General features: G+C 69.5%; 22 protein-coding genes. 15 read left to right on the top strand and 7 right to left on the bottom strand.

The features are described from left to right. Positions 1 to 11 precede the first annotated feature (11 nt). Together AMYNI_RS0142045 and AMYNI_RS0142040 are read right to left on the bottom strand one after the other, a co-directional pair. A complete protein-coding gene (locus AMYNI_RS0142045; protein WP_020674158.1) occupies positions 12 to 5,489 on the bottom strand; it encodes an ATP-binding protein in 5,478 nt (1,825 codons plus the stop codon). Between the two features lie 204 nt (positions 5,490 to 5,693). Then, a complete protein-coding gene (locus tag AMYNI_RS0142040; protein WP_020674157.1) occupies positions 5,694 to 6,317 on the bottom strand; it encodes a TIGR03086 family metal-binding protein in 624 nt (207 codons plus the stop codon). 137 nt (positions 6,318 to 6,454) lie between these two features. On the opposite strand from AMYNI_RS0142040, the gene AMYNI_RS0142035 reads away from it, so the two are divergent. After that, positions 6,455 to 6,724, top strand: a complete 270-nt coding sequence (locus tag AMYNI_RS0142035) for a hypothetical protein (protein ID WP_020674156.1) — start codon at positions 6,455 to 6,457, stop codon at positions 6,722 to 6,724. Between the two features lie 37 nt (positions 6,725 to 6,761). Here AMYNI_RS0142035 and AMYNI_RS0142030 read toward each other — a convergent pair whose 3' ends face one another. Further along, positions 6,762 to 7,400: a TetR/AcrR family transcriptional regulator gene (locus AMYNI_RS0142030; protein ID WP_026361594.1), complete on the bottom strand. Its 639-nt coding sequence runs from the start codon at positions 7,398 to 7,400 to the stop codon at positions 6,762 to 6,764. Between the two features lie 90 nt (positions 7,401 to 7,490). Between AMYNI_RS0142030 and AMYNI_RS0142025 the strand changes: the two genes are divergently transcribed. The 7 genes from AMYNI_RS0142025 (at position 7,491) to AMYNI_RS0142000 (ending at position 14,801) form a co-directional block, all read left to right on the top strand. Next, positions 7,491 to 8,351: an SDR family NAD(P)-dependent oxidoreductase gene (locus AMYNI_RS0142025; protein WP_020674154.1), complete on the top strand. Its 861-nt coding sequence runs from the start codon at positions 7,491 to 7,493 to the stop codon at positions 8,349 to 8,351. Next, on the top strand, positions 8,348 to 8,695 hold the full coding sequence (locus AMYNI_RS50445; protein WP_245574122.1) for a hypothetical protein: 348 nt from the start codon (positions 8,348 to 8,350) through the stop codon (positions 8,693 to 8,695). Before AMYNI_RS0142025 ends, AMYNI_RS50445 begins: the two co-directional genes overlap by 4 nt. Next, complete coding sequence (locus tag AMYNI_RS50440; protein ID WP_245574121.1) at positions 8,652 to 8,942, top strand: carboxymuconolactone decarboxylase family protein; 291 nt, start codon at positions 8,652 to 8,654, stop codon at positions 8,940 to 8,942. Before AMYNI_RS50445 ends, AMYNI_RS50440 begins: the two co-directional genes overlap by 44 nt. A 91-nt stretch (positions 8,943 to 9,033) precedes the next feature. Beyond that, positions 9,034 to 10,383, top strand: a complete 1,350-nt coding sequence (locus AMYNI_RS0142015; protein WP_040406270.1) for a polysaccharide lyase domain-containing protein — start codon at positions 9,034 to 9,036, stop codon at positions 10,381 to 10,383. Positions 10,384 to 10,411: 28 nt separating this feature from the next. Beyond that, positions 10,412 to 12,649: a chondroitinase-B domain-containing protein gene (locus AMYNI_RS48715; RefSeq protein ID WP_020674152.1), complete on the top strand. Its 2,238-nt coding sequence runs from the start codon at positions 10,412 to 10,414 to the stop codon at positions 12,647 to 12,649. 33 nt (positions 12,650 to 12,682) lie between these two features. Continuing rightward, complete coding sequence (locus AMYNI_RS0142005) at positions 12,683 to 13,903, top strand: hypothetical protein (RefSeq protein WP_063713795.1); 1,221 nt, start codon at positions 12,683 to 12,685, stop codon at positions 13,901 to 13,903. A gap of 124 nt (positions 13,904 to 14,027) precedes the next feature. After that, complete coding sequence (locus tag AMYNI_RS0142000) at positions 14,028 to 14,801, top strand: endonuclease I family protein (RefSeq protein ID WP_020674150.1); 774 nt, start codon at positions 14,028 to 14,030, stop codon at positions 14,799 to 14,801. A gap of 432 nt (positions 14,802 to 15,233) precedes the next feature. Here AMYNI_RS0142000 and AMYNI_RS0141995 read toward each other — a convergent pair whose 3' ends face one another. Next, positions 15,234 to 16,223 (bottom strand): pentapeptide repeat-containing protein, encoded by a 990-nt coding sequence (locus AMYNI_RS0141995; protein ID WP_020674149.1) that lies wholly within the window; start codon positions 16,221 to 16,223, stop codon positions 15,234 to 15,236. A gap of 444 nt (positions 16,224 to 16,667) precedes the next feature. Between AMYNI_RS0141995 and AMYNI_RS0141990 the strand changes: the two genes are divergently transcribed. Both AMYNI_RS0141990 and AMYNI_RS0141985 read left to right on the top strand, forming a co-directional pair. Further along, positions 16,668 to 17,903, top strand: coding sequence for a bifunctional glycosyltransferase family 2/GtrA family protein (locus AMYNI_RS0141990; RefSeq protein WP_281170361.1), 1,236 nt, complete (start codon positions 16,668 to 16,670; stop codon positions 17,901 to 17,903). Positions 17,904 to 17,907: 4 nt separating this feature from the next. Beyond that, positions 17,908 to 19,851 carry an ArnT family glycosyltransferase gene (locus AMYNI_RS0141985; RefSeq protein ID WP_020674147.1) on the top strand — a complete coding sequence of 648 codons (1,944 nt, stop codon included), beginning with the start codon at positions 17,908 to 17,910 and terminating at the stop codon, positions 19,849 to 19,851. On the opposite strand, the gene AMYNI_RS46825 is transcribed toward AMYNI_RS0141985, so the two are convergent. The 3 genes from AMYNI_RS46825 to AMYNI_RS0141970 form a co-directional block, all read right to left on the bottom strand. Continuing rightward, positions 19,830 to 20,993, bottom strand: coding sequence for a glycosyltransferase 87 family protein (locus tag AMYNI_RS46825; RefSeq protein ID WP_051116422.1), 1,164 nt, complete (start codon positions 20,991 to 20,993; stop codon positions 19,830 to 19,832). The genes AMYNI_RS0141985 and AMYNI_RS46825 overlap by 22 nt on opposite strands. A 218-nt stretch (positions 20,994 to 21,211) precedes the next feature. Beyond that, positions 21,212 to 21,778, bottom strand: a complete 567-nt coding sequence (locus AMYNI_RS0141975) for a copper resistance CopC family protein (protein ID WP_020674146.1) — start codon at positions 21,776 to 21,778, stop codon at positions 21,212 to 21,214. A 102-nt stretch (positions 21,779 to 21,880) separates the two neighbouring features. Next, entirely contained in the window at positions 21,881 to 22,420 is a 540-nt protein-coding gene (locus AMYNI_RS0141970) for a TetR/AcrR family transcriptional regulator (protein ID WP_020674145.1), read from the bottom strand. A 75-nt stretch (positions 22,421 to 22,495) separates the two neighbouring features. On the opposite strand from AMYNI_RS0141970, the gene AMYNI_RS0141965 reads away from it, so the two are divergent. The 5 genes from AMYNI_RS0141965 (at position 22,496) to AMYNI_RS0141945 (ending at position 26,443) form a co-directional block, all read left to right on the top strand. Further along, entirely contained in the window at positions 22,496 to 23,719 is a 1,224-nt protein-coding gene (locus AMYNI_RS0141965) for an FAD-dependent monooxygenase (protein WP_020674144.1), read from the top strand. 35 nt (positions 23,720 to 23,754) lie between these two features. Beyond that, positions 23,755 to 24,648, top strand: coding sequence for a serine hydrolase (locus AMYNI_RS0141960; protein ID WP_026361591.1), 894 nt, complete (start codon positions 23,755 to 23,757; stop codon positions 24,646 to 24,648). Between the two features lie 64 nt (positions 24,649 to 24,712). Then, positions 24,713 to 25,075, top strand: a complete 363-nt coding sequence (locus AMYNI_RS0141955; protein ID WP_020674142.1) for a BlaI/MecI/CopY family transcriptional regulator — start codon at positions 24,713 to 24,715, stop codon at positions 25,073 to 25,075. Next, the gene (locus AMYNI_RS0141950) at positions 25,072 to 25,953 is read left to right on the top strand and encodes a M56 family metallopeptidase (RefSeq protein ID WP_020674141.1); all 882 of its coding nucleotides are present in this window, start codon (positions 25,072 to 25,074) and stop codon (positions 25,951 to 25,953) included. The genes AMYNI_RS0141955 and AMYNI_RS0141950 overlap by 4 nt, the downstream gene beginning before the upstream one ends. 130 nt (positions 25,954 to 26,083) lie before the next feature. Further along, a complete protein-coding gene (locus tag AMYNI_RS0141945; RefSeq protein WP_020674140.1) occupies positions 26,084 to 26,443 on the top strand; it encodes an ArsR/SmtB family transcription factor in 360 nt (119 codons plus the stop codon). The last annotated feature ends 92 nt before the right edge of the window (positions 26,444 to 26,535 follow it).

Below are 26,535 nucleotides of genomic sequence, written 5' to 3'. Positions count from 1 at the left end.
CGCCCATCCGGTCAGCGTTTGAGGCCGTGCTCCACGGCTTCGATGATGCGCGGGCGCAGCTCGTCGGCGCGGATGATCGCGTCCACCGAGCCGACCTCGACCGCGCGTTGGATGCTGTGCACCCGGTCGAACTCGGTGGCCACCTCGCCCAGCTTCTCCGCCCGCACCGCGGCCTGCACGTCGGCCAGCTGCGCGGTGAGCGCGGCCCGCTCGGCGCCGCTCGTCTCGACCAGCCGCGCCTTCAGCGAGGACACCCGCGGATCGTTCGCGGTGCGGTTGCCGACCTCACCGGAGAACACCACGGCCGCCGCCGGGGCACCGCCGAGCACCGAGGCGAACGAGCCCTCCAGCGCCAGCACGGTCATATTCGGGTTGAGCGCCTTGGAGAACACCACGAACGCGCCGCCGTGGTAGCGCGAGATCACGCAGAACACGATCGGGCCGGCGAAGTTGACGATCGCTCTGCCGATTTCGGCGCCGTACTCCAGCTGCAGCTTCCGCATCGACTCCGGCGAGCCGTCGAACCCGGACAGGTTCGCCAGCACCACCAGCGGCCGGTTGCCGCTGGCCGCGTTGATCGCCCTGGCCGCCTTCTTCGACGAGCGGGGGAACAGCGTGCCCGCGGTGTAGGTGTCCGGGCCGTCGGTAGGTGGGAAACCGCGTCGCGGCACCGACCGCGACTCGATCCCGAGCAGGCACACCGGCCTGCCGCCCAGATGCACGTCCTGCACCGCCGCGGTGTCCGCGTCCGCCATGCCGGCCCAGCGCTCCAGCACCGGATGGTCCTGATCGGACAGTGCGCGCATCACCGTGCGGATGTCGAAGGGCTTCTTGCGGTCCGGGTTGCGCTCGGCCGAGAAGATCTCGCCCACCGTGCTGAACTCGCTGTCCTCCATCGCGTGCGGGTAGCCGGAGACGTCCCGGTCGTGCGGATCGGTGGTGACCGCCCGGCGCGGCCCCGTCTCGCCCGGCACGACGTAGCTGTGGTCGTAGTGCGCCATCAGCACATCGCGGGCGGCGGCCAGGTTCGGCGCCCAGTACTGCGCCTGCCCGTTCGGGCCCATCACCCGGTCGTAGCCGCCGATGCCGAAGTTGTCCTCCGCCGACACGCCACCGGAGAAGTCCAGCGACTGCTTGCCGGTCAGCACCATCGCCGAGTCCGGGGTCATCACCAGGATTCCCTTGGTGTGCATGAGCATCGTGGCCTCGGCGTTCCAGTACGGCTGGGCGCCGACGGTGATCCCGGCGACCACGATGTTGATCTCCCCGCCGCCCTGGGTGAACTCGACGATCCGCTTGAGCGCCGCCGCCACCCAGTCCATATTCTCGGTGCCGGAGTCCATCGAGATCCGCGCGCCGGCGGACAACGCGAACCACTCCAGCGGCACCCGCATTTCCTCGGCCAGGTCCAGCGCGGCGATCACCCGTGCGCACTCGGGTTCGGACAGCGCGCCGAGCGCCTTCGTCGGATCGCCCAGCAGCACCACGCGGGTGACGCCCTCGGGGTGCCGTTCGGTCGGCGTGCTGAGCACCCCGGCGACGATCGCGGCCGAGTTGCGGCCCTTCGGCCGGTCCACCGGGACCAGCTCGCCGTGCTCGTCGAGGTCGTGCTCGGTGAAGCTGCCCTCGCCGACGAGCATGCTGGTCAGCTCGTACGGGTACACCATGTCGCGACGGGCGGCCCGCAGCACCTTCTGCCGGTAGTCGTCGAGCGGTTCGAGAGGTTCGGCCGACGGCTCGCCAACGGCCAGCTGGACCCCGGTGCCGAGGTCGTAGCTGATCCGCACCGAGATGTCGGAAAGCTCGCCGGTCGCCGGGTCGCGCCGCCTGGCAAGGAACTGGACCTCCTCCAGCCCGGCGCCCGCGGTGGTCGGCAGCACCCGCTGGGCGAGCGTGTTCAGCTCGTCCATGGTCAGCTCGGTCGGCGGCCACACGTAGAGCAGGATCCGGTTGGTGTCGAACCGTTTCTTCGCCGGGCGCTGCGCCTGGATGTTGCGGATCGCGTCGAGACAACCGGCGAGGATGTCCTCGGCCGCGGGCAGCGAGACGAGCCTGCCGTCGGCTTCGCGCAGCGGCGTGAGGTCGCGGACCTGCGCCATCGCGACGAGCCGCTCGTCGCTCGGGTTCTCCCGCGCGACGCACTTGAACAGGTACACCTCCTCGTCCGCCGAAGGCAGTCGGGTCAGGTCGAACTCGCGCAGCCGCTCCAGCTGCATCCGCTGCGCGATCTGCGGGTGCAACCCGCGGATCAGCCGGTCCTCGGTGAATCCCGCCGCGGACGGCCGGAAGGTGAAGTGGTGGTGCATCACCGCGCCGCTCTGCCCGGCCACCGTGGTGGTGATCCGGCTGACCTGGTCGGGCAGCGGGTACGCGGCCAGCGTCTCGCCAAGCCTGGCCGCCATCGCGTCCGCGTCCGGCTGGTCCGCCCAGGTCAGGTACAGATCGGCGACCAGCTCGGTGCCGGCGGGCGGTTCGGCGGCCAGTTCGCGGACGGCGCGGACCGCGTCGCCGAGGCGGTCGAGGTCGGCCGCGACGGCCACCACGCGGGTGCCGCCGGCGTGTTCCGCGGCGACGGCCCGGCAGCCGGCCAGGTCGGCGGCGCGGACGTCGACGAGCGCCTTGTGGCCGTAGTAGCGCCGGGTGAGCACCTCCAGCAGCGGTGCCGCATCGACGCCGGGACGGCCGATCCGCTGGCCGAGCAGCCGCACCAGCGGTTCCGCGCTGGCGACCATGGTGGCGATCCGCTCGGCCCGGTCCGGCGCGTCCGGGTGCCGGTCGAGGTGGCGCAGGTCCTGGCGGACCCTGGTGTAGACCTTGGCGCGGGCGCGCCGCAGCAGCGGCTGCGCGAACCAGCGGAACACCACCCCGCGGGCGAGGTCGCTGACCGAGGGAAAGCGCAGCTGGGTGGCCGCCACCAGGTGTTCCAGCGCCAGCCCGGCCTGCTCGCGCAGGGACTCCGGCGGCGGCGCCTCGGTGAGCCACTGCCGCAGCAGCGCGGAGACCACCGCGACGTCCGAGGACGAGCGCTGCTGGGCGAGGAAGATCCGGAAGACCGCCTCCTCCAGCTCCGGGGTGCGGTCCAGGCCGGTCACCCCGTAGTGCCCGAGTACCCGCGACAGCCTGCCCTGGAAGGACTCCGGCAGCCCGGCCCGCGCCACGTCGAGGCTCTGCAGGTAGGTGTGGAAGTACTCGCGCGAGCTGTGCACCAGGCTGTCCGCGCCGCCGTCCTCGCCGGCCGGTTTGTTCCGGCTCAGCTCGGAAAGATCCGCGAACACCGCGAGCAGCCCCAGTTCGCCGGTCAACGGCCGCTCGTGCTCGCCGAGCTCGGCGCGGGCGGTGAGGTAGCCGCTCAGCGCGCGGTGCTGATCGTGCGGGTCGAGGTCGAAGCCGAGCAGCAGGCTGTGCAGATCCTGCAGGCCACGAGCGGCCAGCTCGGCCGCCGAGGTGCCGGCAGGCGCCTCGGGCAGCTCCAGTTCGACGGTCTCGCTGTCGGCGGCCTGCTCCGCGCCGCCCTCATCGGCCAGCGGCTCCAGCCGCAGCAGCGGTGCGCCCGTCTCCACCTGGCTGCCGACCGAAACCAGGCACTCGCGCAGTTTCGCCCGGAACGGCGCGCGCAGCACCGTCTCCATCTTCATGCTCTCCAGCACCAGGATCGGTGCCCCGGACTCGACCTCGTCCCCGGTCGCGGCCGGGGTGGCCACCACCAGCGCGGGTGCGGGGGAGCGGACCACGCCGCCCTCGTCCCGGCTGATCCGGTGCGTGACCCCGTCCACCTCGACCAGGTGGATCGGCCCGTGCGTCCCGGTCACCAGCCGGAACCGCCGCCCGTGCACGGTGACCTGGCCGCTGTGCCGGCCGAACCGTTCGAGCTCGACGTCCACCTGGTGCGCGGTCTCGCCGCCGATGCCGACGCGGAACCGCTTCTGGCCGATCCTGGCCACGCTCACCCGGTAGCCGGCGCCGCGCAGCTTGAGGTCGAGCGGGCGACCGCTCTCGTGCTGCACCTGCGGGCGACCGCCGTGCGCGGTGGCCAGCAGCCGCTGCCTGGCGACCTGCTCCTCGTCCTGGTACGCCTCGATGGCGGCGGTGGCCAGCGCGATCGCCGAGTGCCGGTGGGTGACCAGCCCGCCCTCGGCCCGTACCCGGTCGATCCAGCCGGTGTCGGCGCTCGCGTCGATCACCTCGGGCCGGTCGAGCAGTTCCAGCACGAAGCTCTTGTTGGTCGCGCCGCCTTCGATGATCACGGTGGTCTCGGCCATCGCGCGGCGGAGCCTGCCCAGCGCCTCGGCGCGGTCGCGGCCGTAGGCGATGATCTTGGCGATCATCGAGTCGAAGTCGGCCGGGATGGTGTCGCCTTCGCTGACCCCGGTGTCCACCCGGATGCCGGGCCCGGCCGGCAGGCCGAGCCGCACGATGCGGCCGGGGGATGGCGCGAAGTCGCGGTCCGGGTCCTCGGCGTTGAGCCTGGCTTCGATCGCGTGCCCGGACTCCGCGGGCTGGGCGTCCCCCAGCTTGCCGCCCGCCGCCACGTGCAGCTGGGCCTTGACCAGGTCGACCCCGGTGGTGGCCTCGGTGATCGGGTGCTCCACCTGCAGCCGGGTGTTGACCTCGAGGAAGGCGAACAGCTTTTCGCCGGGGTGGTAGAGGAACTCCACGGTGCCCGCGCCGCGGTAGTCCACCGCGAGCGCCAGCCGCTCGGCGGACGCCTTGAGCTCGCGGGTCTGCTCGGCGGAGAGCACCGGCGACGCCGACTCCTCGATGATCTTCTGGTTGCGCCGCTGCACCGAGCAGTCGCGCACGCCGAGCGCCCATGCCGTGCCCTGGCCGTCGGCGATCACCTGGACCTCGACGTGCCGTGCGCCGGTGACCAGCCGTTCGAGGAAGACGACCCCGCTGCCGAAGGAGCGTTCGGCCTCCAGGGTGGTGCGCTCGTAGGCGTCGGTCAGCTCGTCGGCCGAGCGGACCACCCTGATCCCGCGGCCGCCGCCACCGGCGGTCGCCTTGAGCATCAGCGGGTAGCCGATTTCGTCCGCGGCGCGCAGCGCCTCGTCCAGGCCGGTGACTGCCCCGCGGCTCCACGGCGCGACCGGCACGCCGACCTCCTCGGCGATCAGCTTCGCGCCGATCTTGTCACCGAGCCGGCGCATCGCCTCGGCACTCGGCCCGACGAAGGTGACCCCGATCCGCTCGCAGAGTTCGGCGAAGGCCGGGTCCTCGGCGACGAAACCCCAGCCGACCCAGGCCGCGTCCGCGCCGGTCGCCAGCAGCGCGCGTTCCAGTACGCCGTGGTCGAGATAGGGACGGGCCGAGGCGGGGCCGAGCGAGTAGGCGAGGTCGGCCTCCCGCACGAAAGTCGCGGACGAGTCCGAGTCGGTGTACAGGGCGACCGTCTCGATCTTCCTCCCGGTTTCCGCGGAAAGATCCCGGGTGGCGTGGATCAGCCGCATCGCGGCCTCCCCGCGATTCACGATGGCGATACGACTGAACACCGACTGAGCCTCCTGAGTACTCCACGTACAGAAGGCGACGTCCCCGAGGGAGCGTCGCCTGCACCTGCCTACACCCTGCACGCCCGCGGGTGGTCCCGCCAATGTCGCCGATGACGCAAGTCGGGGCCGCTGTATTGTGGGAACCCGCCAAAGACATTGTGGGAACCCGCCAAAGACGCGACGCAGGCCACACCCCCGTCGGGCCTACCGCCCGCCCCGGCCGCCCGGGTCGCGGCCCATCCGCCGCAGTAGCCGGACCTGCTGGGATTCGCGCTCGGCTGGCGGAGCGGCGGGGGCCGCGAAGAACCGGTGAGTGGTTTCGGCGGCGGTGGGGGTTTCGGCAAGGCCGGTGTAGATCTCCTCCAACTCGCCTTCGATCCAGGCGACCAGCTCGGCGTCCAGCTCCTCATCGGCGCCGATGGCCCGCGCGAGGTCCCAGGTGTGGATGGTGCTGTCGGTGGTCCGCACGGCGAGTGCCTGCGCTCCGGTCACCCGGCCCAGCGGATAGTCCACGATCCGCCCTGCCGCACCGGGCGCGGCGAACGCCTCCGCGCACTCCCGGACCGACCGGATGTACGCGCGGAGGGGATCCGTGCCCAGCGCGTCAACCTCCCGCAGCCGCAGGAACTCCGCGCTGCTGCCACCCCGCAGCAGACCGGTGTAGCCGAGGTTGCCCCTGGTCATGTGGTTGACCAGGGCGCGCACGTGCCACTCGGTGCACGGCGTCGGCCAGGTCCACTGCGCGTCCCGGACCGCCCGCAGCCTCCGCTCGAATCCGGTGCTGGACAAGCTGAATCGCTCGACGATCCCGTCGAAGGAGTTGACCATGGGGCAAAGCGTGCCTCGCACCGGCGGCCGGGGCTGGCGGGTATCGGACTCCGCGTACCCGCCTTTCGCGAGCCGGGCCAGGCCGGGGAGAACGCTGGCACACTGGAAGGCGGACCCGACGAGGGGAGCGTGCGGCGATGGGCGCGTGGCTCGGCGAGTACTGGCGGCTGGTCCTGCTCGTGCTGACCGCACCTGTCGTTTTCGTTCTGCGCGGGCGTCTTCCCCGGTGGGTGCCGCAGGCGTGGGGACTGCTGGTGGCGGCCGTCGCGCTGGCCTGGCTGGTCGGCCTGTCCTGGCCGGGGACCCTGGCGGTCTTCGCCGGGCTGGCGTTGGTCGCCTCGACCTTCTGGCTGCGCGGGGAGGAACGCCGGGCGTTGTCCCGGAAGGCGGACGACTCCGGCCGGTGAACCAGATCTGTCCATTGTGGACTTGGCGCGGAACGGTTCAGCGAAGCAGGTGTCGCAGGAGTTCGGTCACCGGCCCGTGCAGTGCGGGCAGCCGGTCCCGTTCACCGCTGGCCAGCACCCCGGTGACCAGTGAGTTCAGCGCGGCCGCCAGGGTGCGGGCGGCGAACAACGGGTCGGGCACGGTGCGCCAGGCGGGGTCTTCGGCGAAGTTCGCGGCCAAGATCTTGACGAACCGCTCCTGCACCTCGAAACGCCGCTGCTGGGCGACCGGGCCGGCGGCGTAGCCCTCCAGGAAGAAGGTCCTCGCCAGCGTCCATTCGTCGGTGAGTGTGTCGAGGTAGACGCGCAGTGCGCGGTCGAAGCGGTCCAGCGGCGAGCCGGTCGCGTCCGGCTCGGCGGAGATCACCGCGTTCACCACGGCACCGAAGATCGTGTCGCCGCACTGGTCCAGCGCGGCGAGGAAGCAGTCCTCCTTGCCGGAGAAGTGCTGGTAGAAGGTGTCCCGTGAGACGTGCACGCGCTTGAGGACGTCGGCGACCGACGTCCTGGCGTAACCCTTGTCGGCGACCATCTCCGCCATGCCGAGCAGCATCCGGCCCCGCTGGGAGGCGCGCACCTCTTCCGGGGTCAGGTGATGGCGTCCGCTGGGCAGAGCGGCGAACCTGCTGCGATCCACGGGTTGAGGCTAGCGGCCGCTCGGGCTGCGGTGACGGACAGTAGTAAAAAGTTCGTGAACAAAAGTGTTCACGGATGATACGGTGCGCGCATGGGAACACTCCGCGGCACTTCGCCGGCCGGACGGCGGGTGCTGATCACCGGCGCGGCCAGAGGGATCGGGGCGGCGCTGGCCGTCCGGCTGCACGAGCGCGGCGCGCAGGTCGCGCTGGCCGGGATCGAGCCGGACCTGCTCTCCGAGGTGGCGAGCCGGTGCGGCGCACCGTGGCGCTACTGCGACGTGGGGGACCGCACGCAGGTCGAGCGCGCGGTGCGCGAGCTGGCCGGCGAGCTGGGCGGGCTGGACGTGGTGGTGGCCAACGCCGGGATCGCCAAGCAGCTGCCCCTGGTCGGCGGCGATCCGGAGGTGCTCGAGCGGACCCTGCGGATCAACGTGCTCGGCACCTACTACACCCTGCGTGCCGCCGGGCCGCATATCGCGCACCCCGACGGCTACGCGCTGGCCGTCGCTTCGCTCGCTGCCGCGGTGCACGTGCCGCTGCTCGGTGCGTACAGCGCGTCCAAAGCGGCGGTGGAGGCGCTGGGCAACACGTTGCGCACGGAGTTGCGGCCGAGTGGCGCACGGGTCGGCGTGGCCTACTTCGCCGAGCTGGACACGGAAATGACCAGTCGCGGCTTCGGCACCGAAGCGGCGGCGGTGATCACCGGCGGTGGGCCGCTCGGTGCGGTGACCCCGTTGCGGGTGGGCATCGACGCGCTGGAGCGGGGACTCGCCCGGCGGGCACGCCGGATCGTCGCCCCGCGCTGGGTCCAGGCGGTGCTGCCGGTACGGGAGGCCGCCCAGCGGGTCGTCGACCTCCGGCTGCGGCGGCACGGGGTCGCCGAAGCGCTTGACATAGCCAGAAAGGAAGACGCCCAGTACACCACCCCGCAGCCCGACGGCTCGCCGTGAGCGAGCGGATCGTGCCGGGCACCCGGCGCGAGCTCGGTACCCCGATGTGGCTGTTCGCCAGGGCGTCGGGGCTGGTCGCCGGCACCGCCACGCCCGCGTTGTTCCGCACCCTCGGCAAGCACCGCGCGCTGTTCCGCGGCTGGCTGTACTTCGCCGGGCGGCTGATGCCCGGTGGCCTGCTTTCCCGTCGGGAGACCGAAATCGTCATCCTGCGTCGCATGCCTGCGGTCGTGCGCATACGAGTTCGAGCACCACCGGCGAATCGCCCACCTGGCAGGGCTGGGGGAGGCGGAGATCGCCATGGTGCGGGCCGGGCCGTCCGCACCGGGCTGGACCGCCCGTGAGCGCGCCATGTTGGCCGCGGTCGATCTGCTGCACCACGAACAGGATTTGGACGACGAGAGCTGGACGGCGCTGCGGGCCCACCTCGACGAGCGCGAGGCCATCGAGCTGTGCATGCTGGCCTGCCATTACCAGATGCTGGCCACCGTGATCGGCACCCTGCGGATAGCGCCGGACCCGCCCGCCGGGCGCGGCCTGCTGCGCCGCCGAAGGTCACCGAGAAGGCGTTCGCCTGAAGGGCACCGCTGAGCGACGACCCCGTGTCCGGTTCCTGCCGCGGGCGTTGTGCGGCTTCGTTCGATAGCGCAAGTTGTCGGTACGAACGAGGCGGAGGGCCGCGATGAGGCAACGACTGTCGGTTGTGGGCGCCGGGCTGGCGCTCATGCTGCTGGCACCGCAGGCATCGGCGACAGCGCCGGTCACCCGCGACTCGTACACGAGCGACGTGTACGCCGCGGCGCCGCCGTACGGCACCGATGGCAAGGGCAACCCGAAAACCGACGACTGCACGGTGTTCGCCGAGTCGGATCCCCAGCAGGCGGTCGACGACGCGTCGGACGGTGACGTCATCTGCGTCAAGCCAGGGGACCACTCGGACTCGACCTTGACCGTCGACAAGCCGGTCACCGTGCGGGCCAACGGCGTGGTGAAACTGAAGAACATCGTCGTCACCGGCACCGGCGCGGTGATCGACGGCTTCAACGTGGTGGGTGACGCGCTGGACGACCCGTCGACGGCCATCAAGTTCTCCGGCAGCGGGCACCAGATCGTGCGCAACCTGGTCAAGGGCAAGCAGATCCACTACGCCATCGCCTGCGATCCGGAGGACTGCGCCAGCGACGTGCTGATCGCCTGGAACACGGTCACCCAGACGAACAACTTCGGCATCTACCTCTGGGGCGGGGCCGATATCGTCGTCGAGCGGAACAACATCTACGACCTGTGGTCGGACGACGGGAACGACGACGTCGACGGCATGCGCGTCTGGGGAACCGGGCACGTCATCCGCAACAACTACATCCATGACCTGAACGTGAACAAGGGCGAAGGCGAACCGCACGCCGATTGCCTGCAGAACTACCAGAACAGCGACCGGTCCACCGAGTCCTCTGGCGTACTCGTGGAGAACAACTACTGCGTTCGCGTGTCCGGCCAGTGCCTGATCATGCAGAACCAGCGCCGGCCGTCCGCCGAAATCCGCGACTACACCTATCGCGGCAACGTCTGCGAATCCTTCGGCAGCCAGAACATCGAGCTGGGCAGCGTCACCGGCAGCACCATCGAGAACAACATCCTGTGCGGCGGGGTCGATGGGCACGTGCTCACCTTCCACAGCACGGTGGACGGGCTGGAGACAACCGACGTCAAGCTGCGCAACAACGTGCTCGTGACCGCCGGTGGATCCATCTACGCGGACGGAAGCGAGGACGCGCTGACCGACAACACGAGCAACGTCGAGTTGACCGATGAGTCCATTCACGACGACTGGCGGGAATTCGAGGACAATCCCGACACCCCGGTTCCGGCCATCAACCCGGACGATTTCACCAGATTCCGGGAACGCGCCCATGCCGGCGAGGTGCTGGACCATGGCGCCACGCCGAACAGTCCGAACTTCACCGAAGACGTGGACGGCGCGGCACGCGTGCAGGGAGCAGCAATCGACATCGGTCCGTTCGAGTTCGGGTGACCACCACCTACTGAAAGAGCACGCATTCATGAGGTCGAGAATCAGAACAGCACTGCTGACCGCGCTCGTCGCGGCCACGGTCGGCTCCGCGCTCGTCGCGGTACCCAGCCTTGCCACCGAGGCGCAAACGACCCCGCCGCAGGGCGCAGCGCAGCCGTACAGCGCGGCCGAGCGTTTCGACTGGGGTGAGCCGCTGCCGGGTCCGTCGGACGAGTTCAACTACGGGTCGCCTGACGAGCCGGCCGTTCCGGACCAGTCGAAGTGGTCGCTGGCCGGCGGTGGCGTGGACCAGTGCTGGCCGGGGCACAACGAAAACGGACAGCGCTGCGACAAGAACACCAGGGTGCACGGTGATGTCCTCCGGATGGTCGGCGAGGCCAATGGCGACTCGGGTTGGCTGGCTGCCCGGTCCGGCCGCCAGTACGGCCGCTGGGAGGCCAGGGTCCGGTCGAAGAACACCGGCGAGCCGAACGGCCGGGAGTACCACCCGCTGCTGATCATCTGGCCGGACTCCGACGAGCGGCAGCAGGACGGCGAGTACGACTATCTGGAGAACGGCGCTCCGGGCGAGGACTGCGCGGAGGCGTTCATCCACTACCCGCACCCTGGCACCGAAGAAATACAGCAGGAGCACGCCGAGGAAACCGACTGCGGGGCAGCGCTGTCGGAATGGCACAACGTCGCGTTCGAGTGGACCCCGGACCACGTGGCCGGGTTCGTCGACGGCAAAGAATGGTTCCGCTACTCGGGCGGGGAGAACGACGTGCGGAGGTGCATCCAGTGCATGCCGTCCGGACATCAGACGATCCAGCTCGACAACTTCTACGGAGACGACCTGACCCCGGCGACGTACGAGCTCGACTGGTACCGGGAGTACCCCGCCCCTGCCTCCCCGGAGGCGGAAGCGCCGTCGCAGGCCCTCGGCCGCACCATCAACGTGGGGAACTCCGGCGAACTGGACGATGCGCTCGCCGACGCGCAGGCCGGGGACCAGATCGTGCTGGCGGACGGCGAGTACGAGATCGGCGGCATGTCTGACAAGCACGGCACGGCCGAGCAGCCGATCGCCGTGGTGGCGAAGAACCGCGGTAAGGCGGTGATCAGTGCGGGCCAACTGGAGGTCGAGAACTCCTCTTATGTGACGTTCGACGGTCTTACCTGGACCAACAGCGACACGCTGAAGCTGACGAGTTCGAACAATGTGCGGCTTACCCGAAACCATTTCCGGCTGACCGAGGAAGAGTCGCTGAAGTGGGTCATCATCGGGGGCGAGAACAGCCACCACAACCGGATCGACCACAACCTCTTCGAAGAGAAGCGCCAGCTCGGGAACTTCATCACGATCGATGGTTCGGAAACCCAGCAGTCGCAGTACGACCGCATCGACAACAACCATTTCCGCGACATCGGCCCGCGTGCCGAGAACGAGATGGAGGCGATCAGGGTCGGCCAGAGCGAGATCTCCGAGTCCAGCGGGCACACCGTCATCGAGCACAACCTCTTCGAGAACTGCGATGGCGACCCGGAGATCGTGTCGGTGAAGAGCAACGACAACATCGTCCGCTACAACACCTTCCGCACCTCGCAGGGCACGCTGAGCCAGCGGCACGGCAACCGCGGCGAGTTCTACGGCAACTTCTTCCTCGGCGGTGGCAAGGCCGGAACCGGCGGGATCCGGATCTACGGCCAGGACCACAAGATCTACAACAACTACTTCGAGGGCCTGACCGGAACCGGGTACGACGCGGCGCTGCAGCTGGACGGCGGCGATGTGGACACCTCGGGCTCGTTGGACTCGCATTTCCGGGTGTACCGGGCGAGCGTGGTGCACAACACCTTCGTCGACAACGTGTCGAACATCGAGATCGGCGCCAACTACGAGCATCCGCCGGTCGACTCGGTGATGGCCGGCAACGTGGTGGCCGGCAGCCAGGGCAAGCTGTTCAACGAGCTGAAGGCGCCGGTGAAGCACACCTACGCGGGCAACATCGCCTGGCCCACCGGCTCGGCCGCAGTGGGTGTCGACGTTCCCGCCGAGGCCATCGGTGTGGTCGATCCCCTGCTGACCAAGGACGGTTCGCTGTACCGGATCGGTGAGCACAGCCCGGCCATCGACGCCGGCGCCGGCGAGTACGAGTTCGTCACCGACGACATGGACGGCCAGGCGCGCGTCAACGTCGCGGACGTCGGCGCCGACGAGCGCTCCACGGCGGACATCACCCGCCGCCCGCTCACCCCGGCGGACGTCGGCCCAGACGCACCCTGAACCCCCGGACACCAGCGAAAAGGAGTTACGAGGATGCGGTCGGCACAAAGGCATCGCGCATTCCGGAGGGCCGCGGTCGCTGTTCTGGCGGGGGCATCGCTCAGCGCTCTCCCCGCGCAGGGACAGGAAAGCCCTCCGTCAGCCCAAGGCTCGCTGCACATCCTGCCGGGGCACCTGATCGGGCCGGACCTCGAACCCGGCAAGTTCTACGTGCGGCAGGGGGAAGGCGCTTGGGAACAGACCTACACCCCGGGTTGGCAGGGTGACGGGTTTCGCGACGAGGTGCGTGGCACGTTGGTCAACCTGCGTTCGGCGAACGCCGTCTTCGATGACCAGAGCGGCCGGATCCGGCAGTACGACCCGGACTTCGACGCGCAGGCCAATACCGACGCCTTCGTCGCGAACCTGGACGCCTACCGCGAACACGGGCTGCTCGCGACCGGCATCAACCTGCAGGGCGGTAACCCCGGCTTCAACGGGGCCGACAATCCCGCCTTCACCAGCGACGGCGCACTACGACAGGAGTGGAAGGACCGCACGGCCAAGGTGATCGAAGCCCACGCCCAGCGGAACATGGTCGTGGTTCTCGGTTACTTCTACTTCCACCAGGACCACAACCTCGGCGATGAGGATGCGGTGCGCCAGGCGGTGATCAACGCGACCGACTGGCTGATCGAGAACGACTATCGGAACGTCATCATCGAGATCGCGAACGAGCACAACAACGACGATGCCTACGACCACGAGATCATCCACTCGGACGAGGGCATGGCGGAGCTGATCGAGCTGGCTCAGTCGAGGTTCGATGACGCCGGCTTCTCCCTGGCCGTGAGCACCTCCCGGTACGGGGATGCCTCGTGGCCGTCCGGTGCGGTCGCGGAGGCCGCGGATCTGGCGCTGGTGCACTGCAACGGCGTGGATCCGCGGACCTGCGCCGAACGGACCTCGGAGCACCAGCGGAACCACGGCTATCCGATCGTGGTCAACGAGGACAACAAGACCTACGGCGAGTACACCGGCGAAACCCTCAACCAGGAGAAGCAGGCTTTCGACCTGCTCGTCGCCCAAGGTGTCAGCTGGGGTTTCATGCTCAACCAATGGAACCAGTACGCGCCGTGCGTCTACGACGCGGACTGCGGGTCGACGACGTTCGACTGGGCGCTGGGGCCGGATCCCGGTGCGAACGGCAGCGGTGCCGAGCTCCTTCGCAACTTCGCCCACGGAGTCCTCGATCACCTGCAGGGCACGGGATGACGCCCGACTTTCGTTGGTGTTCAACGGCTAGCTGAGTATGCCAGTGTTTTTCCCACCAGAACACCGTGGTGCGGCAGGCTGTTCTGTCCCTGTGCGCGCCGACGTTCCAGGGAGGACCTTGTTCATGCGGGGCACCGGCCGAGTACCTTTCACCCTCCTGCTCAGCGCGGCGCTGGCCGCGGCGGGTATCGCCGCCGCGGCACCGGCCGGCGGCGAAGACTACTACCAGGACGCGCTGGGCAAGACCGGCCCGGAGCTGAAGGCGGCGCTGCACACCATCATCAGCACTTCGGACCAGCTGTCCTACGACGCCGTCTGGGACGCGCTCAAGGCGACCGACGAGGACCCGGCCAACACGGCGAACGTGGTGCTGCTCTACAGCGGGCGCTCGCAGAGCAAGGATGCCAACGGCGGCGACGCCGACGACTGGAACCGGGAGCACGTCTGGGCGAAGTCGCACGGTGACTTCGGCACGGCGACCGGCCCCGGTACCGACCTGCACCATCTGCGGCCCGAGGATGTGTCGGTCAACAGCACCAGGGGAAACCTGGACTTCGACGCCGGCGGTGGCGACGTCGACGAAGCGCCCGGCAGCCACGTGGACGAGGATTCGTTCGAGCCTCGGGACGCGGTGAAGGGCGATGTGGCCAGGATGATCCTGTACATGGGCGTCCGCTACGACGGCGACGACGGGTTCGCGGACCTCGAGCCCAACGACTCGGTGAACAACGGCTCGGCGCCGAACATCGGGCGGGTGTCGGTGCTGCTGCGGTGGCACGCCGAGGACCCGCCGGACAGCGGCGAGCAGCGGCGCAACCAGGTCATCTTCGACCAGTACCAGCACAACCGGAACCCGTTCATCGACCACCCCGAGTGGGCGGCCTCGGTCTACGGCTGAACCGCGGTCAACGGCCCGGCGGGCGCACTGGCCGCCGGGCTGGAATTCCGGAGTAGTGCCGGGCGCGCACTCGGCGAGGCCGGTGCGGCGAACCGGTCACGACCGCCAAGCCGTGCCATCTGTCGTCGAACCGGTCAGGCCAACCGGTTCGACGATTCGGGCACGGCCACCAAACCGTGCGGGATGAGGCGTCGAAGCCGGGACTGCGGACCGGACACGCGTCTGCGGGAATTCCAGCCCTTGGCCGGATTCCTGCCGGATCAGTGGTCCGTCGATGTGCTGGGACCGGATTCCCGGTAGCCGACGGATAGTGTTGGTGCAGTAGGTGGGCATTTCGTCACCCCTCCCTTCTCAGGTCTGCTACGGAGTGTGACACACGTCATTAGACGTCGGCTACCCCTTCCAGGTTCCATCCGCAAGTGATTTTTCTTGTCATGGCCCGACGATCACTTCGGCCCAGGCCCGCTCGCCGACTCTTTCCCTTTCCTGCCAACCTTCGGGCCATTTCCGGCGAAGTTCACGGTCGGCCCTGGTCAGTGCGCCGGAGAGGCAGACCTCGGTCTGCGTGCCGAAGTCGACCTCGCCTTCGAACCTGGCGCCACGGAAGAACTTCCCGTTCTCGCCGAAGCTGACGCGCCGGAAGTCGGCGAGCCCGGTGAACCGGACGTCGCGGAAGTCCGCGGTGCGCTCGATGGTGGTGCCGCGGAAGAGCGCCGGGCCGACGAAGGTGGTACCGGTGAACTGCGCGGACCGCACGGCGCAGTGCGTGAGCATGAACTTGTCGAGCGTCGCCCCGGACAGGTTCAGTTCGATCCCCGGCCAGAACGTCGGCTCGTCCGGATCGCGGAGGTGTTTGGTCAGCAGGGCCTGCGCGGCCTGACGAACTTCCCATTCCTCGGAACGGCTGGTGTCGCGGCTCCTGGCGGTCATTTTCGGCGGGGTGCTGGCGGGTGCGGTGGGCGGGCGGAACGGCATGCGGAGGTAGGCGCAGATGAGTTCGACGATCGTCTGCCGGTGGGCGGGATTGCCCTGCGCCAGGCGTTCCAGGGCGTAGAGCCCGGCGAGACGCACCGGCGCCTTGTCGCTGCCGAGCTGGTCGGCAGCCTTGCCGTACAGCTCGGTCACCCTGCGTTCGGTGGCGTCGTGATCCTTCTGCTTGACGTCGAGTTCGGTGACCCGTTGCCGGCGCGCCGCGAGGAGCAGGGCCGCCGCGCCGCCGGTACCGATCACGATGCTCGACGCGGTTCTGATCACATCGAGGCGCACCGAGTCGTGGGAACCGCCGTTGCCGAGCGCGACCCAGAGCAGCGTCACGGAGAGCGCGGCCAGGACGAGCAGGCCGATGGACCAGAGCAGGATCGTGGTCGGTGCGAGGACCTGGTGCGCCTCGGAGTCCCGCCCCCGCCATGTCACTCTGATCATCCCCATCGATGACGTCCGACTCCGTCTCCGTGACCGGAGGGTAGCGGAACGCAAGCTCTGCCGTCCTCGAAACCGCCCATAGAGCCCCCAAGGTGCCGGTCGGCCGCGCCCGACCGGCGACCTTCACTCGATCGAGTGAAGGTCGAATGCGCGTCCGGCTATTCCGGTATTTTGTCCCGCGCATTTCGGTGCGACTTTCCGGGAATGCTCCTTTGTGGTTTCTTTACGTTAGCGGCGCTGAATGTGTCAGAGTTCCCGGCGGCCGTGCCGGATGTCTTGATTTACTTGCTTGACCGCGTGCAATGAACGGTTTTAGGCTGGCCGCGGGTAGTTACATCACCGTCGATGTCTTGCCTTTCCCTTTTTCAGTCAGGCGAGGAGAAGAATGTGACCAAGGTCGGCGAAACGGCGGCGGTGGGCACGGAAATCCCGGCGGACAACGCGATCGCCGTGCCAGTCCCGCGCCGGGCGGGAAACTCGGCTTTCGACACGGCGACCATCGACGTGGTGGTGCCGGTCTACAACGAGCAGCGCGCCCTGCCGGGTTGCATCCAGGTGCTGCGCGACTTCCTGGACAGCGAGCTGCTGGTCGAATGGCGGATCACCGTGGTGGACAACGCGAGTACCGACGGCACCCTCGAAGTCGCCGAGGCGCTCGCCGAGGAGATCCCCGAACTGCGAGTCCGGCATCTGGACCGCAAAGGCCGCGGACTGGCGCTGCGCACGGCCTGGGGCGAGTCCGACGCGGACGTGGTGGTGTACATGGACGTGGACCTCTCCACCGGGCTCGACGCGCTGGTCCCGCTGGTGGCGCCGCTGATCAACGGGCACTCCGATCTGGCGATCGGGTCCAGGCTTGCCCCCGGCGCGCGAACCCTGCGCGGGCCGCGGCGTGAGCTGATCTCGCGCTGCTACAACGCGCTGATCAGGTTCTCGCACGGCGCGCGGTTCTCCGACGCGCAGTGCGGGTTCAAGGCCGCCCGCACCGACGTGGTCAAGCCGCTGCTTGAGCACATCGAGGACGACGCCTGGTTCTTCGACACCGAGCTGCTGCTGCTGGCCGAGCACAACGGGCTGCGCATCCACGAGGTGCCGGTGGACTGGGTGGAGGACGTGGACAGCCGGGTGCAGGTGGCGAAGACGGCAAAGGACGATATCCGTGGCCTGGTCCGGGTGGCCAGGGCGAAGGCGAAGGGCACCGCGACGGTCCCCGGGCTGCCACGGCGCCCGGAACCGAGGTCGATGCATCCGGAGGCGGTGCTCGGCAGCCGGGATGCCGGCCTGGTCTGGCAGGTGCTCTCCTTCGCGGTGATCGGCGGTCTGTCCACTTTGGTCACACTGCTGCTGTACGCGCTGCTGCGCAACTGGTGGCCGCCGCTGGTCGCCAATCTGGTCGCACTGGTGGCCACCACCCTGTTCAACACCGAGGCCAACCGCCGGTTCACCTTCGTCGGCACCAAGTCGCCGACCGGGCGGGCACATTTCCAGGGACTGATCGTCTTCGCGCTGTACTACTTGGTCACCTCGGGAGCGCTGCTGGCACTGGACGGGCTGGTCGAGTCGCCTTCGCGCACCTTGGAGGTGGTCGTGCTGCTGGTCTCGTCGATACTGGGCACCGCCGGCCGGTTCGTGCTGTTCCGGACTTGGGTGTTCAAGCCGGCAGCACGTCGAGCAGGCTGACCCGGTGACCGAAACCATCGCTCCGGAGGCCAAGGGAACTCCGGAGACCGCGAAAACACGCCGGTACCGGAACCTGCCCGGCCTGGCGCTCGGCGGGATCTGCGTGCTCGGCGCGCTGCTCTACGGCTGGCGGATCTGGTCGTCTGGCTGGGGCAACGCGTACTACTCGGCGGCCGTCAAGTCGATGTCGGGCAGTTTCCTCAACTTCGTCTTCGGCGCCTACGACTCGGCCGGGGTGGTGACCGTTGACAAACCGCCGCTGGCCCTGTGGCCGCAGGTGATCAGCACCTGGGTCTTCGGCTTCCACGGCTGGGCGGTGCTGCTGCCGCAGGTGCTGGCCGGGGTGGCCGCGATCTTCCTGCTGCACCGGACGGTGCGGCTGTGGGCGGGCGAGCACGCCGCGCTGATCGCCGCGCTGGTGCTGGCCGTCACGCCGATCACGGTGGCGATCAACCGGGACAACAACCCGGACACCCTGCTGGTGCTGCTGCTGATCGCCGCGGCGTACGCGGTGACCAGGGCGGTCCGGCCGGGGAACGCGGCCGGATCTTCGACCCGTTGGCTGGTGCTGGCCGGGTTCCTGGTCGGCTGCGGCTTCCTCACCAAGATGATGCAGGCGTGGATCGTGCTGCCGGTGTTCGCGCTGGCCTACCTGGCAGGCAGCGGGCAGCCGCTGCGCCGGAGGCTGCTCGACCTGCTGGCCGCGTTCGGGGTGGCGCTGGCGAGCTCGCTGTGGTGGGTCCTGCTGGTGGACCTCTGGCCGGGCCGCAAACCGTATATCGGGGGAAGTGCCGACGGCTCGGCGTGGAACCTGGTGCTGGGCTACAACGGGCTTGGCCGGATCTTCGGGGAGCAGACCGGGGGAGGCAGGGCGTCCTCGCCGATGCTGGACGAGCTGCTCGAGATCTTCGGTGGCAGGCCGTCGATCGGCCGGATGTTCAACGAGCTCGCCGCCGGGCAGGTGAGCTGGCTGCTGCCGGTCGCGCTGCTGACGCTGGCCGCCGCGGCGGTGGCCGGGCTGGTGCTGCGCGATCGGGCCGGGCGCGACGAGCGTGCCGGCTGGGTGCTCTGGGGCGGCTGGCTGCTGCTCACCGGACTGCTTTTCAGCTTCGCCGGCGGAATCTGGCACACCTACTACACCACCATGCTGGTGCCGGCGATCGCCGCGGTGACCGGCGCGGGCGCGGTCTGGTTGTGGCGCGCGGGCCCGCGGTTCCGCTGGCCGGCAGCGGTGGCCGTACTGCTCAGCGCGGGGTGGGCGTGGACGGTGCTCAGCCGGGACACCTCGTGGCACGGCTGGGTGCGGTACGTGGTCGCCGGCGCGGCCGTACTGGCCTTGCTCGCGCTGCTGGTCACCGGCCGGTCCCGGATCGCGCTCGGCCTGAGCCTGACGGCGATCCTGCTGGCGCCGCTGAGCTGGTCCGTGCTCACCGCGCTCGGCCCGCCGGTCACCGGGGCCGACCCGGCCGCCGGGCCGCGGCCGGACCTGTTGCAGGCCTTCAACTCCGAACTCGCCCCGCCCGGTGGTGGTACCGAACTCACCGCGGGGCAGCGGCGGCTGCTCGACTACGCCATGGCGAACTCCGATGGCGCGGAGATCACGCTGGCGATCGAAGGTGGCGCCTTCGTGTCGGCGCCGTTCATGCTGGACAGCCCCGACAGCACCGACGGTATCGCCTCACTGGGCGGTTTCATGGGCACGGACAACGTGCCAACGGTGGCCGGGCTCCAGGACTGGCTGCGGGACGGCCGGTTCCGCTTCGCGCTGCTGCCGAACCCCGAGGTGGCGCGGCTGTTCAGCGAGTTCGCCGTTCCCGGTGACCCGATGCCCCTGCGCCAGGAGTGGCTGCGCGCGAACTGCGTGCCGGTCGATCCCGCCGTCTACGGTGGATCCGGTGGACCGGGCGACGAGCGGGCGCCGGTGCTCTACGACTGCCGGCCCCGCTGAAACTCCCGCCGGGCGACGAGCAGCGTGCCGGTCAGCGCCACCAGTACCGCGGTCGCGAGAATCCGGAAGTCCACCACCGGTGCGAACATCAGCTTCGGGTCGGCCGCGAGTTCCTGAAGCCGGCCGGGCAGCAGCAGGAACGGCAGATAGCTGAACAGGGACGCGAATTGGGTGAGCACCGGCACGTACCAGAGCCGGCGCGGCAACTGGCAGGCGACGAGCACGGTGAGCACGTCGGCGAGGTAGAAGTACCGTTCGTGCATCGACGGCAGGAGAAACGGCACCAGCAGTGCGGAAACCGCGGCGGCCAGCAGGATCCGGGTGCCGGTCAGCTCGATGCGGCGCAGCACCACCACGGCGATCAGCCCGAGCACCAGCACGCCGGTCAGCGCGATGCCGGCGTCGCGCAGCACATCGGACTGGGTCACGTTCAGGTACTGGTAGACGTTCGGCGCGTTGAGGGTCAGCTGGTCGTAGGTCTCCGCCTGGTCGAGATAGACCAGCAGCAGGCTGCGGGGATCGGCGCCGAGCAGCAAGGCCGGCACGTCGAGCAGCAGGTAGACGCCGGGGATCGCGGCCAGCGCCTGCCAGGGCACCGTTCTGCGCAGCACCAGGAGCAGCAGCACCGGGAAAAGGAAAACGGCCTGCAGCTTGAACGCGAGCGCCAGCCCGAAGAACGAGCACGCGAGCCAGGGCCGGTGGCGCAACAGGTAGTACAGCCCGCCGGCGGAGAACGCGGCATAGATCGAGTCCGCCTGTGCCCACATGGAACCGTTCAGCACCACCGTGGGCAGCAGCACCACCACGGCCGCGCCGGCCGCCGGTACCGGACCGGCCGGGTACCTGAAGATTCTGAGGGTGAGGATGCGGTAGGCGAACCAGCCGAGCAGCCCGTCGAAAACGATCGAGATCAGCTTCACCGCGAGCAGGGGCGGGATCGGCAGGTAACTCGCCGCGGCGAGCAGGTACAGATAGGGCGCGTTGTAGTTCGCGAAGTTGTCTTTCAGTGCCGCGAAACCGCCGTGCTGCTGGATGTACTCGTACCATCGTTGCACGAAACCCAGATAGTCGAGGGACTGGTAGTCGAGGAAGAACAGGCGCACGGCCACCGCGCCCAGCACGATCGCGGTGGCTACCACCATTTTTCGCGAATATGTCGGTGAATCGTGAATCTCTGCAGTTTTCACCGAATGTTCGAGGGTGGCCTCGGTCTCATTCCCCTTGTGTTCTGCTGCCATATCTTCTTCCCGGATCCGGCGAGGGCGATTCGCAGCCCAGCCTAGTAATTCCGGGAGATACTGGGAAGGAATGAGACGCCATTTTCACGCGCCGATAAGGGCAAGAAGTCGGCTATTTGCCGTTAAGGGGACGAACGGCGGCCGCGTACGAGGAGGAAGGCCGCGATGGCCGCGACGAGTATCCCGAGCGCGGTCCACACCGGCCAGGGCACGCCGCTGTCGTCCACCGGTTCCGGTGCCGCGGCCCTCGGCGCGGGGGAGATGTGCTCCGGAGCCGGGCCGAGCGCGGGGGAGAAGGTCACCGTGCTGGTCGGGGAAGCTCCGGTGCTCAGCGTGAACCGGATCTTCCCAGTGACCGCGTCGCCGTCCTCGGCGAGCACGCGGTAGTCGACGGTGTACTGCCCGGCGGGCCCGGCGGGCTGGACCGGCGCGGTGACCACCGTGCCCGCGACCTCCGGCGCACCGATCTTCCACTGCGCGTTCTCCGGCCCGCTGACCTTGATCGCGCCCTCCGGCAGGGTCACCGCCGCGCCGAAGGTCAGCCGGATCTCAGCCGGCGCACCGGCCAGTGTGGCCCCCTCGGCCGGGTCGCTGCTGGTCAGCTTGGTGTGCGCGAAGGCGGGGGACGCAGTGGCCACCAGCGCCGCCGCGGCCACCAGCAGGGGTGTGCAGATGCGCCTGAGAGACATGTCGGGCCCTTTCGCGACGGTGGCTGTCCGACTGCTTGTCGCCCGCGGGGGCGGAAAAGTTCCCGCGGGCGGTCCGATGTCGCACAACCGAGACTCGGCGGGCTAGGGCTCGATGCCCAGCGCGGCGCAGGCCGCGTTCACCGCGGCCGGGCGCAGCTCGGCGGCGGGCACGTCGGTGAACTGGACGGTGCAGTCCTGGATCCCGCCGAGGGCGAGCACCGCGCGGGCGGCTTGCGCCAGCGTCGGCTCCGGGCCGACCAGCAGCGCCGCCAGCCGTTCCCGCCAGGTCAGCACCGTCTCGATCAGGCCGAGCTCGGTCAGCGTGTTCAGCTCGGTGAGCACCAGCACAAGTTCCCGGCGGTGCCGGTAGTGGAAGTCGAAGTAGCCCTCGAGCAGGGTTTGCGGCTCCACCTCGGGCAGCGCCTCCTGTTCGAGGAGGAACGCCTCGCCGCCCTCGATCAACGGTTCCACGATGCTGCGCACCAGCTCCTGGCGGGAGGAGAAGTGGTAGTACAGCGCCGGTTTGGTGATCCCCAGCCGGGCGGCGATCTCCTGCAGGCTGGTCTTCTGCACGCCCTTCTCGGCGAAGAGCTCGCGTGCGACCTCCTGGATGCGCTGCTTCGTGTCGGAGGGTCTGGCCACCGGCGCAGAATAACTTACTTAACAATCGGTAAGTCATCCGCTAGGCTTACCTTCCGTTAAGTAAGGAAGGTGCTCATGCGGATCCTCATCTCCGGGGCCAGCGTCGCCGGACCGGTGCTCGCCTACTGGCTCGCCAGGTACGGCTTCAGCGTCACCGTCGTCGAGCGCGCCCCCGTGCTGCGCAAGACGGGCGGCCATGCGGTGGACCTGTTCCGGCCCGCGATGGACATTTCCGAGCGGATGGGCGTGCTGCCCCGCATCGAAGCGATGGCCACCGGCACGAACCGGATGACGGTCTACCGCCATGGCGCCGAACGGCCGGTGGTGGTGGACCTGACCAAGGTGTTCAACGCGGCCTCCGACCGGCACGTCGAGATCATGCGCGACGACCTGAGCGAGATCTACTACGACGCCACCCTCGACGACGTCGAGTACCTCTTCGGCGACTCCATCACCGACATCGGCGACGACGGTGAAGTGACCTTCGAGAACGGGCCGTCGCGTCGCTTCGATCTGGTGGTCGGCGCGGACGGGCTGCACTCGAACGTGCGCCGTCTCGTCTTCGGCGAGGAGTCCCGGTTCAGCACGTTCATCGGCGCCTACCTGGCCGTGCTGTCGGTGCCCAAAGACCTGAGCCGCGAAGGGGATCTCGTCAGCCATCTTCAGGTCGGTCGGATGGCCGGGCTGTACGGCGCCTCGCAACTGGATGACGCGCGGGCGCTCTTCCTGTTCCGGAGCGAGCACGAGCTCGACTACCACCATCGGGACGCACAACGGCAGAAAGACTTGCTGCGCAACGCTTTCCAGGGAATGCACGGGCACGTTGACCGCTGGCTCGCCGAGCTCGACCGCACCCCGGCGTTCTACTTCGACTCGATCACGCAGCTGCGGATGGCCACCTGGTCCCACGGGCGGGTGACCCTCGTTGGCGACGCCGGCTACTGCCCCGGCCCGGCGGTCGGCGGCAGCACGAGCCTGGCCGTCATCGGCGCCTACGTGCTGGCCGGGGAACTGGCGGAGGCCGGCGGCGACCACGAGCGCGCCTTCGCCGCCTACGAGCACCAGATGTCGGACCTGGTGGTGCGCAGCCGTGCCTTCGCGCTCGGGGCCGCCAAGAGCTTGATCCCGAACTCGCGGGCCGGCGTCTTGGCGCTGGTGCAGGGTGCGCGGCTGATCTCGGCACTGCCCGCCGGGCTGAGCCGGGCACTGGCGCGGCTCAACGTGGGAGGAGTGCGGCTGCACGACTCGATGGCGGTCAGGAACTACTCCACCGCTGATCGTTTCGAAACGAGCGGGTAACCCAAAACGTCCCCCGATCGGGTTATATCGGGAGTATGGGACGGGGAGTTCTCACGGTCGGTGTGCTGGGGGCCGGGGTGGTCGCGGCGCTACTGGTGGTCTCGCTGGGCCAGGCCGGGTCGCGTGGCGGCGAGGTCCCGGCGGAGCCGGTCACGATGCGGGAGCCGGCCACTCCGCCGGCAAGTACGAGCCCACCGCCCAGTCCGGACGAGCAGGCCCGGATCGGCGGGGCGGTCGAGGACGCGGTCCGGTCCGTGGTTTCCGGTGCCGACGTGGGACTGGCCGTCTACGACCGGCTCGCCGGTGCGCCGGTGGCCGGCGTGCACGGCGAGCGGCAGTTCTACGCCGCGTCGGTGGTGAAACTGCTGATCGCGATCGACCTGCTCCGCGATGCCGGCTGGCCGTCGGACGACGCGACCAGGGAGACGCTGGCCAGCCTGCTGGCCACCAGCGACGACGGGGTGGCCGACGCGCTGTGGCGGGACGGCGGCGGGCGGTCGATCGTCAGCGACATCGGCGGACTGATCGGGTTGCGGTGGACCACGCCGCCGAACCAGCCGCGGGAATGGGAGATGACGCGGACCAGCGCGGTGGACGTGGTCGCGGTCTACCGCTACATCGGGCAGGACCTGCCGACCACCGCCCGCGACCTGATCGTCTCCTCCCTGACCGGACCCGGTGACGCGGCGGCCGACGGGTTCGACCAGTTCTTCGGGATTCCGGCCGGGTTCCCCGGCGCCGAATGGGGGGTGAAACAGGGCTGGATGCGGGCTGCCGGTCATCTCGTCCTGCACACCACCGGGCTCGTCGGCGAAGACGGCCGCTACCTGGTGGCGCTGCTGACCCATCAGCCCTCCGCGACGGCCTACGAGCGCGGCACCGACGCGGTCACCGCCGGTGCCGCCGCACTGGCCGGGGCTACTACCTGACGTAGTGCGCGGGGGACCGCACTACTACGGTGTGTAGGGTGACGCGTTCGAGGGAGAGCCGGGAGTGGTGATGGGCAGGCTGGGCGAGCTCGAACGAGCCGTCATGGAGACGCTGTGGTCCCGCGACGAGCCGGTCACGGTGCGGGCCGTGCACGAACAGCTGGCGGACCGCGGCCTTGCCTACACCACCGTGATGACCGTGCTGTCCCGCTTGGCGGACAAGGGTTTCGTGCAGCGGGAGCGCAACGGCAGGGCGTGGCAGTACGCCGCATCCGCCGGCCGCGAGCAATACGTCGCCGAGCTGATGATGGACGCGCTCGGTCAGACCGGCGACCGCGGGGCCGCGCTGGCCAGCTTCGCCAACGCGGTCTCGCCCGAGGAGGCCGAGCTGCTGCGCAAGGCGCTGCCCCGCCGGCGGCGTCCGTGATCTACGCGCTGCACCACGCGGTCGCCCTGGTGATGGCCATGGTGGCGGCTAGGTGCCTTTCGCGTGCGCGGTGGACGAGCCGGCGTCCGCAGCTGGCCATCCTGCTGTGGCAGGTCACCGCGCTGACACTGGTGGTCTCGTTCGTGGGCGGGCTGCTCGCACTCGGGCTCGCCCCGTACGGGCAGGGGATCGTGCCGGGCATGCGGTCCTTCCTTGTCGATCCCGGTGGCCTGCCGCAGGTGTTCGCGGTCGTGGCCGGGCTGGCCGTGGCCTGCTGGCTGCTCGGGCACCAGGTGCGGTCCGCGATCGGCGTTGCCCGGCAGCGGGCTCGGCATCGCGACCTGCTGGCGCTGGTGGCGCACGACCGGGGCCGGATGCTCGTGCTGGACCATCCGAGCGCGGTGGCCTACTGCCTGCCGGGCAGGGTGCCGCGGGTGGTGGTGAGCGCGGGGGCAAGGCGCCTGCTCACCGACGCCGAGCTGGGTGCCGTGCTGGCGCATGAGCGGGCGCACCTTCGGGAGCGGCACCACCTCGTGCTTTCCCCGTTCGACGCGCTCGCGCGGCTATTCCCCCGGTGGCGGGCGCCGGGCAGGGTCGCGGCCGAGGTCGGGCTGCTGACCGAAATGTGCGCCGACGACTACGCGGTCCGACAGCTCGGCAGCCGGGCGCTGATCGGCGCGCTGGAGAAGTTCGAAGCCGCGGGCGGCGGCCCCGCGCCCGCGGGTGCGCTCGCCGCGCAGGCCTCGCCGCTGCCGGACCGGATCGACCGCCTTCGCGGTGTCCGCCCCCGGACGCGCCGACTGCCGGCGGTGATCGCCGTCGCCGCGGCCGTCACCACATTGGCCACCCCGCTCAGCCTGTTCATCGCCCCGTTCTGAGCGCGCGCGTATCCAGCCGGTCACGGTCCGAAACTATTGCCGCACGTCTTCGTAGCGAGGCATTTTTCGGACTTCAGGTTCTATCTCGGGAGGATTTGCGCTTTCGGGTCGTTATGGTCAAGATCGCGAGGTGCCGAACCTCGAACTGTCGATCGCTCCTCCGGTCAGTTGCTGCCCGCCGCTTGGCAGCGAGCCGTTGTCGGCCGAGCAGGCCGAGAAGCTGGCGCGCGGGTTCCAGGCGGTCTCGAACCCGGTCCGGCTGCGGCTGCTCGCCCTGCTCGCGGCCCGGGTCGGGGAAGCGGCCTGCGTCTGCGACCTGACCAGCGACTTCGAGCTGTCCGGGCCCACGATGTCCCACCACTTCAAGGTGCTGCGGGAAGCGGGGCTGATCACCGGGGAGCGCCGGGGGACCTGGGTGTACTACCGCGTGGTCCCCGAGGCGATGCACCGGCTGTCCACGGTGTTGGATTCCGGCGCGGACACGCCCTGATCCATCCACAGTGGACTCCATGGTGGGCTCGGTGGTGATCGCCTAAGGTGGGTGCTGGCCACCCGTGGTGGCCGTCCGGCGGTGGGGCCCGC

The organism is Amycolatopsis nigrescens CSC17Ta-90 (assembly GCF_000384315.1).
In the GTDB taxonomy this organism is placed as follows: Bacteria; Actinomycetota; Actinomycetes; order Mycobacteriales; family Pseudonocardiaceae; genus Amycolatopsis; species Amycolatopsis nigrescens.
This window is presented reverse-complemented; position numbering and strand designations above follow the sequence as displayed.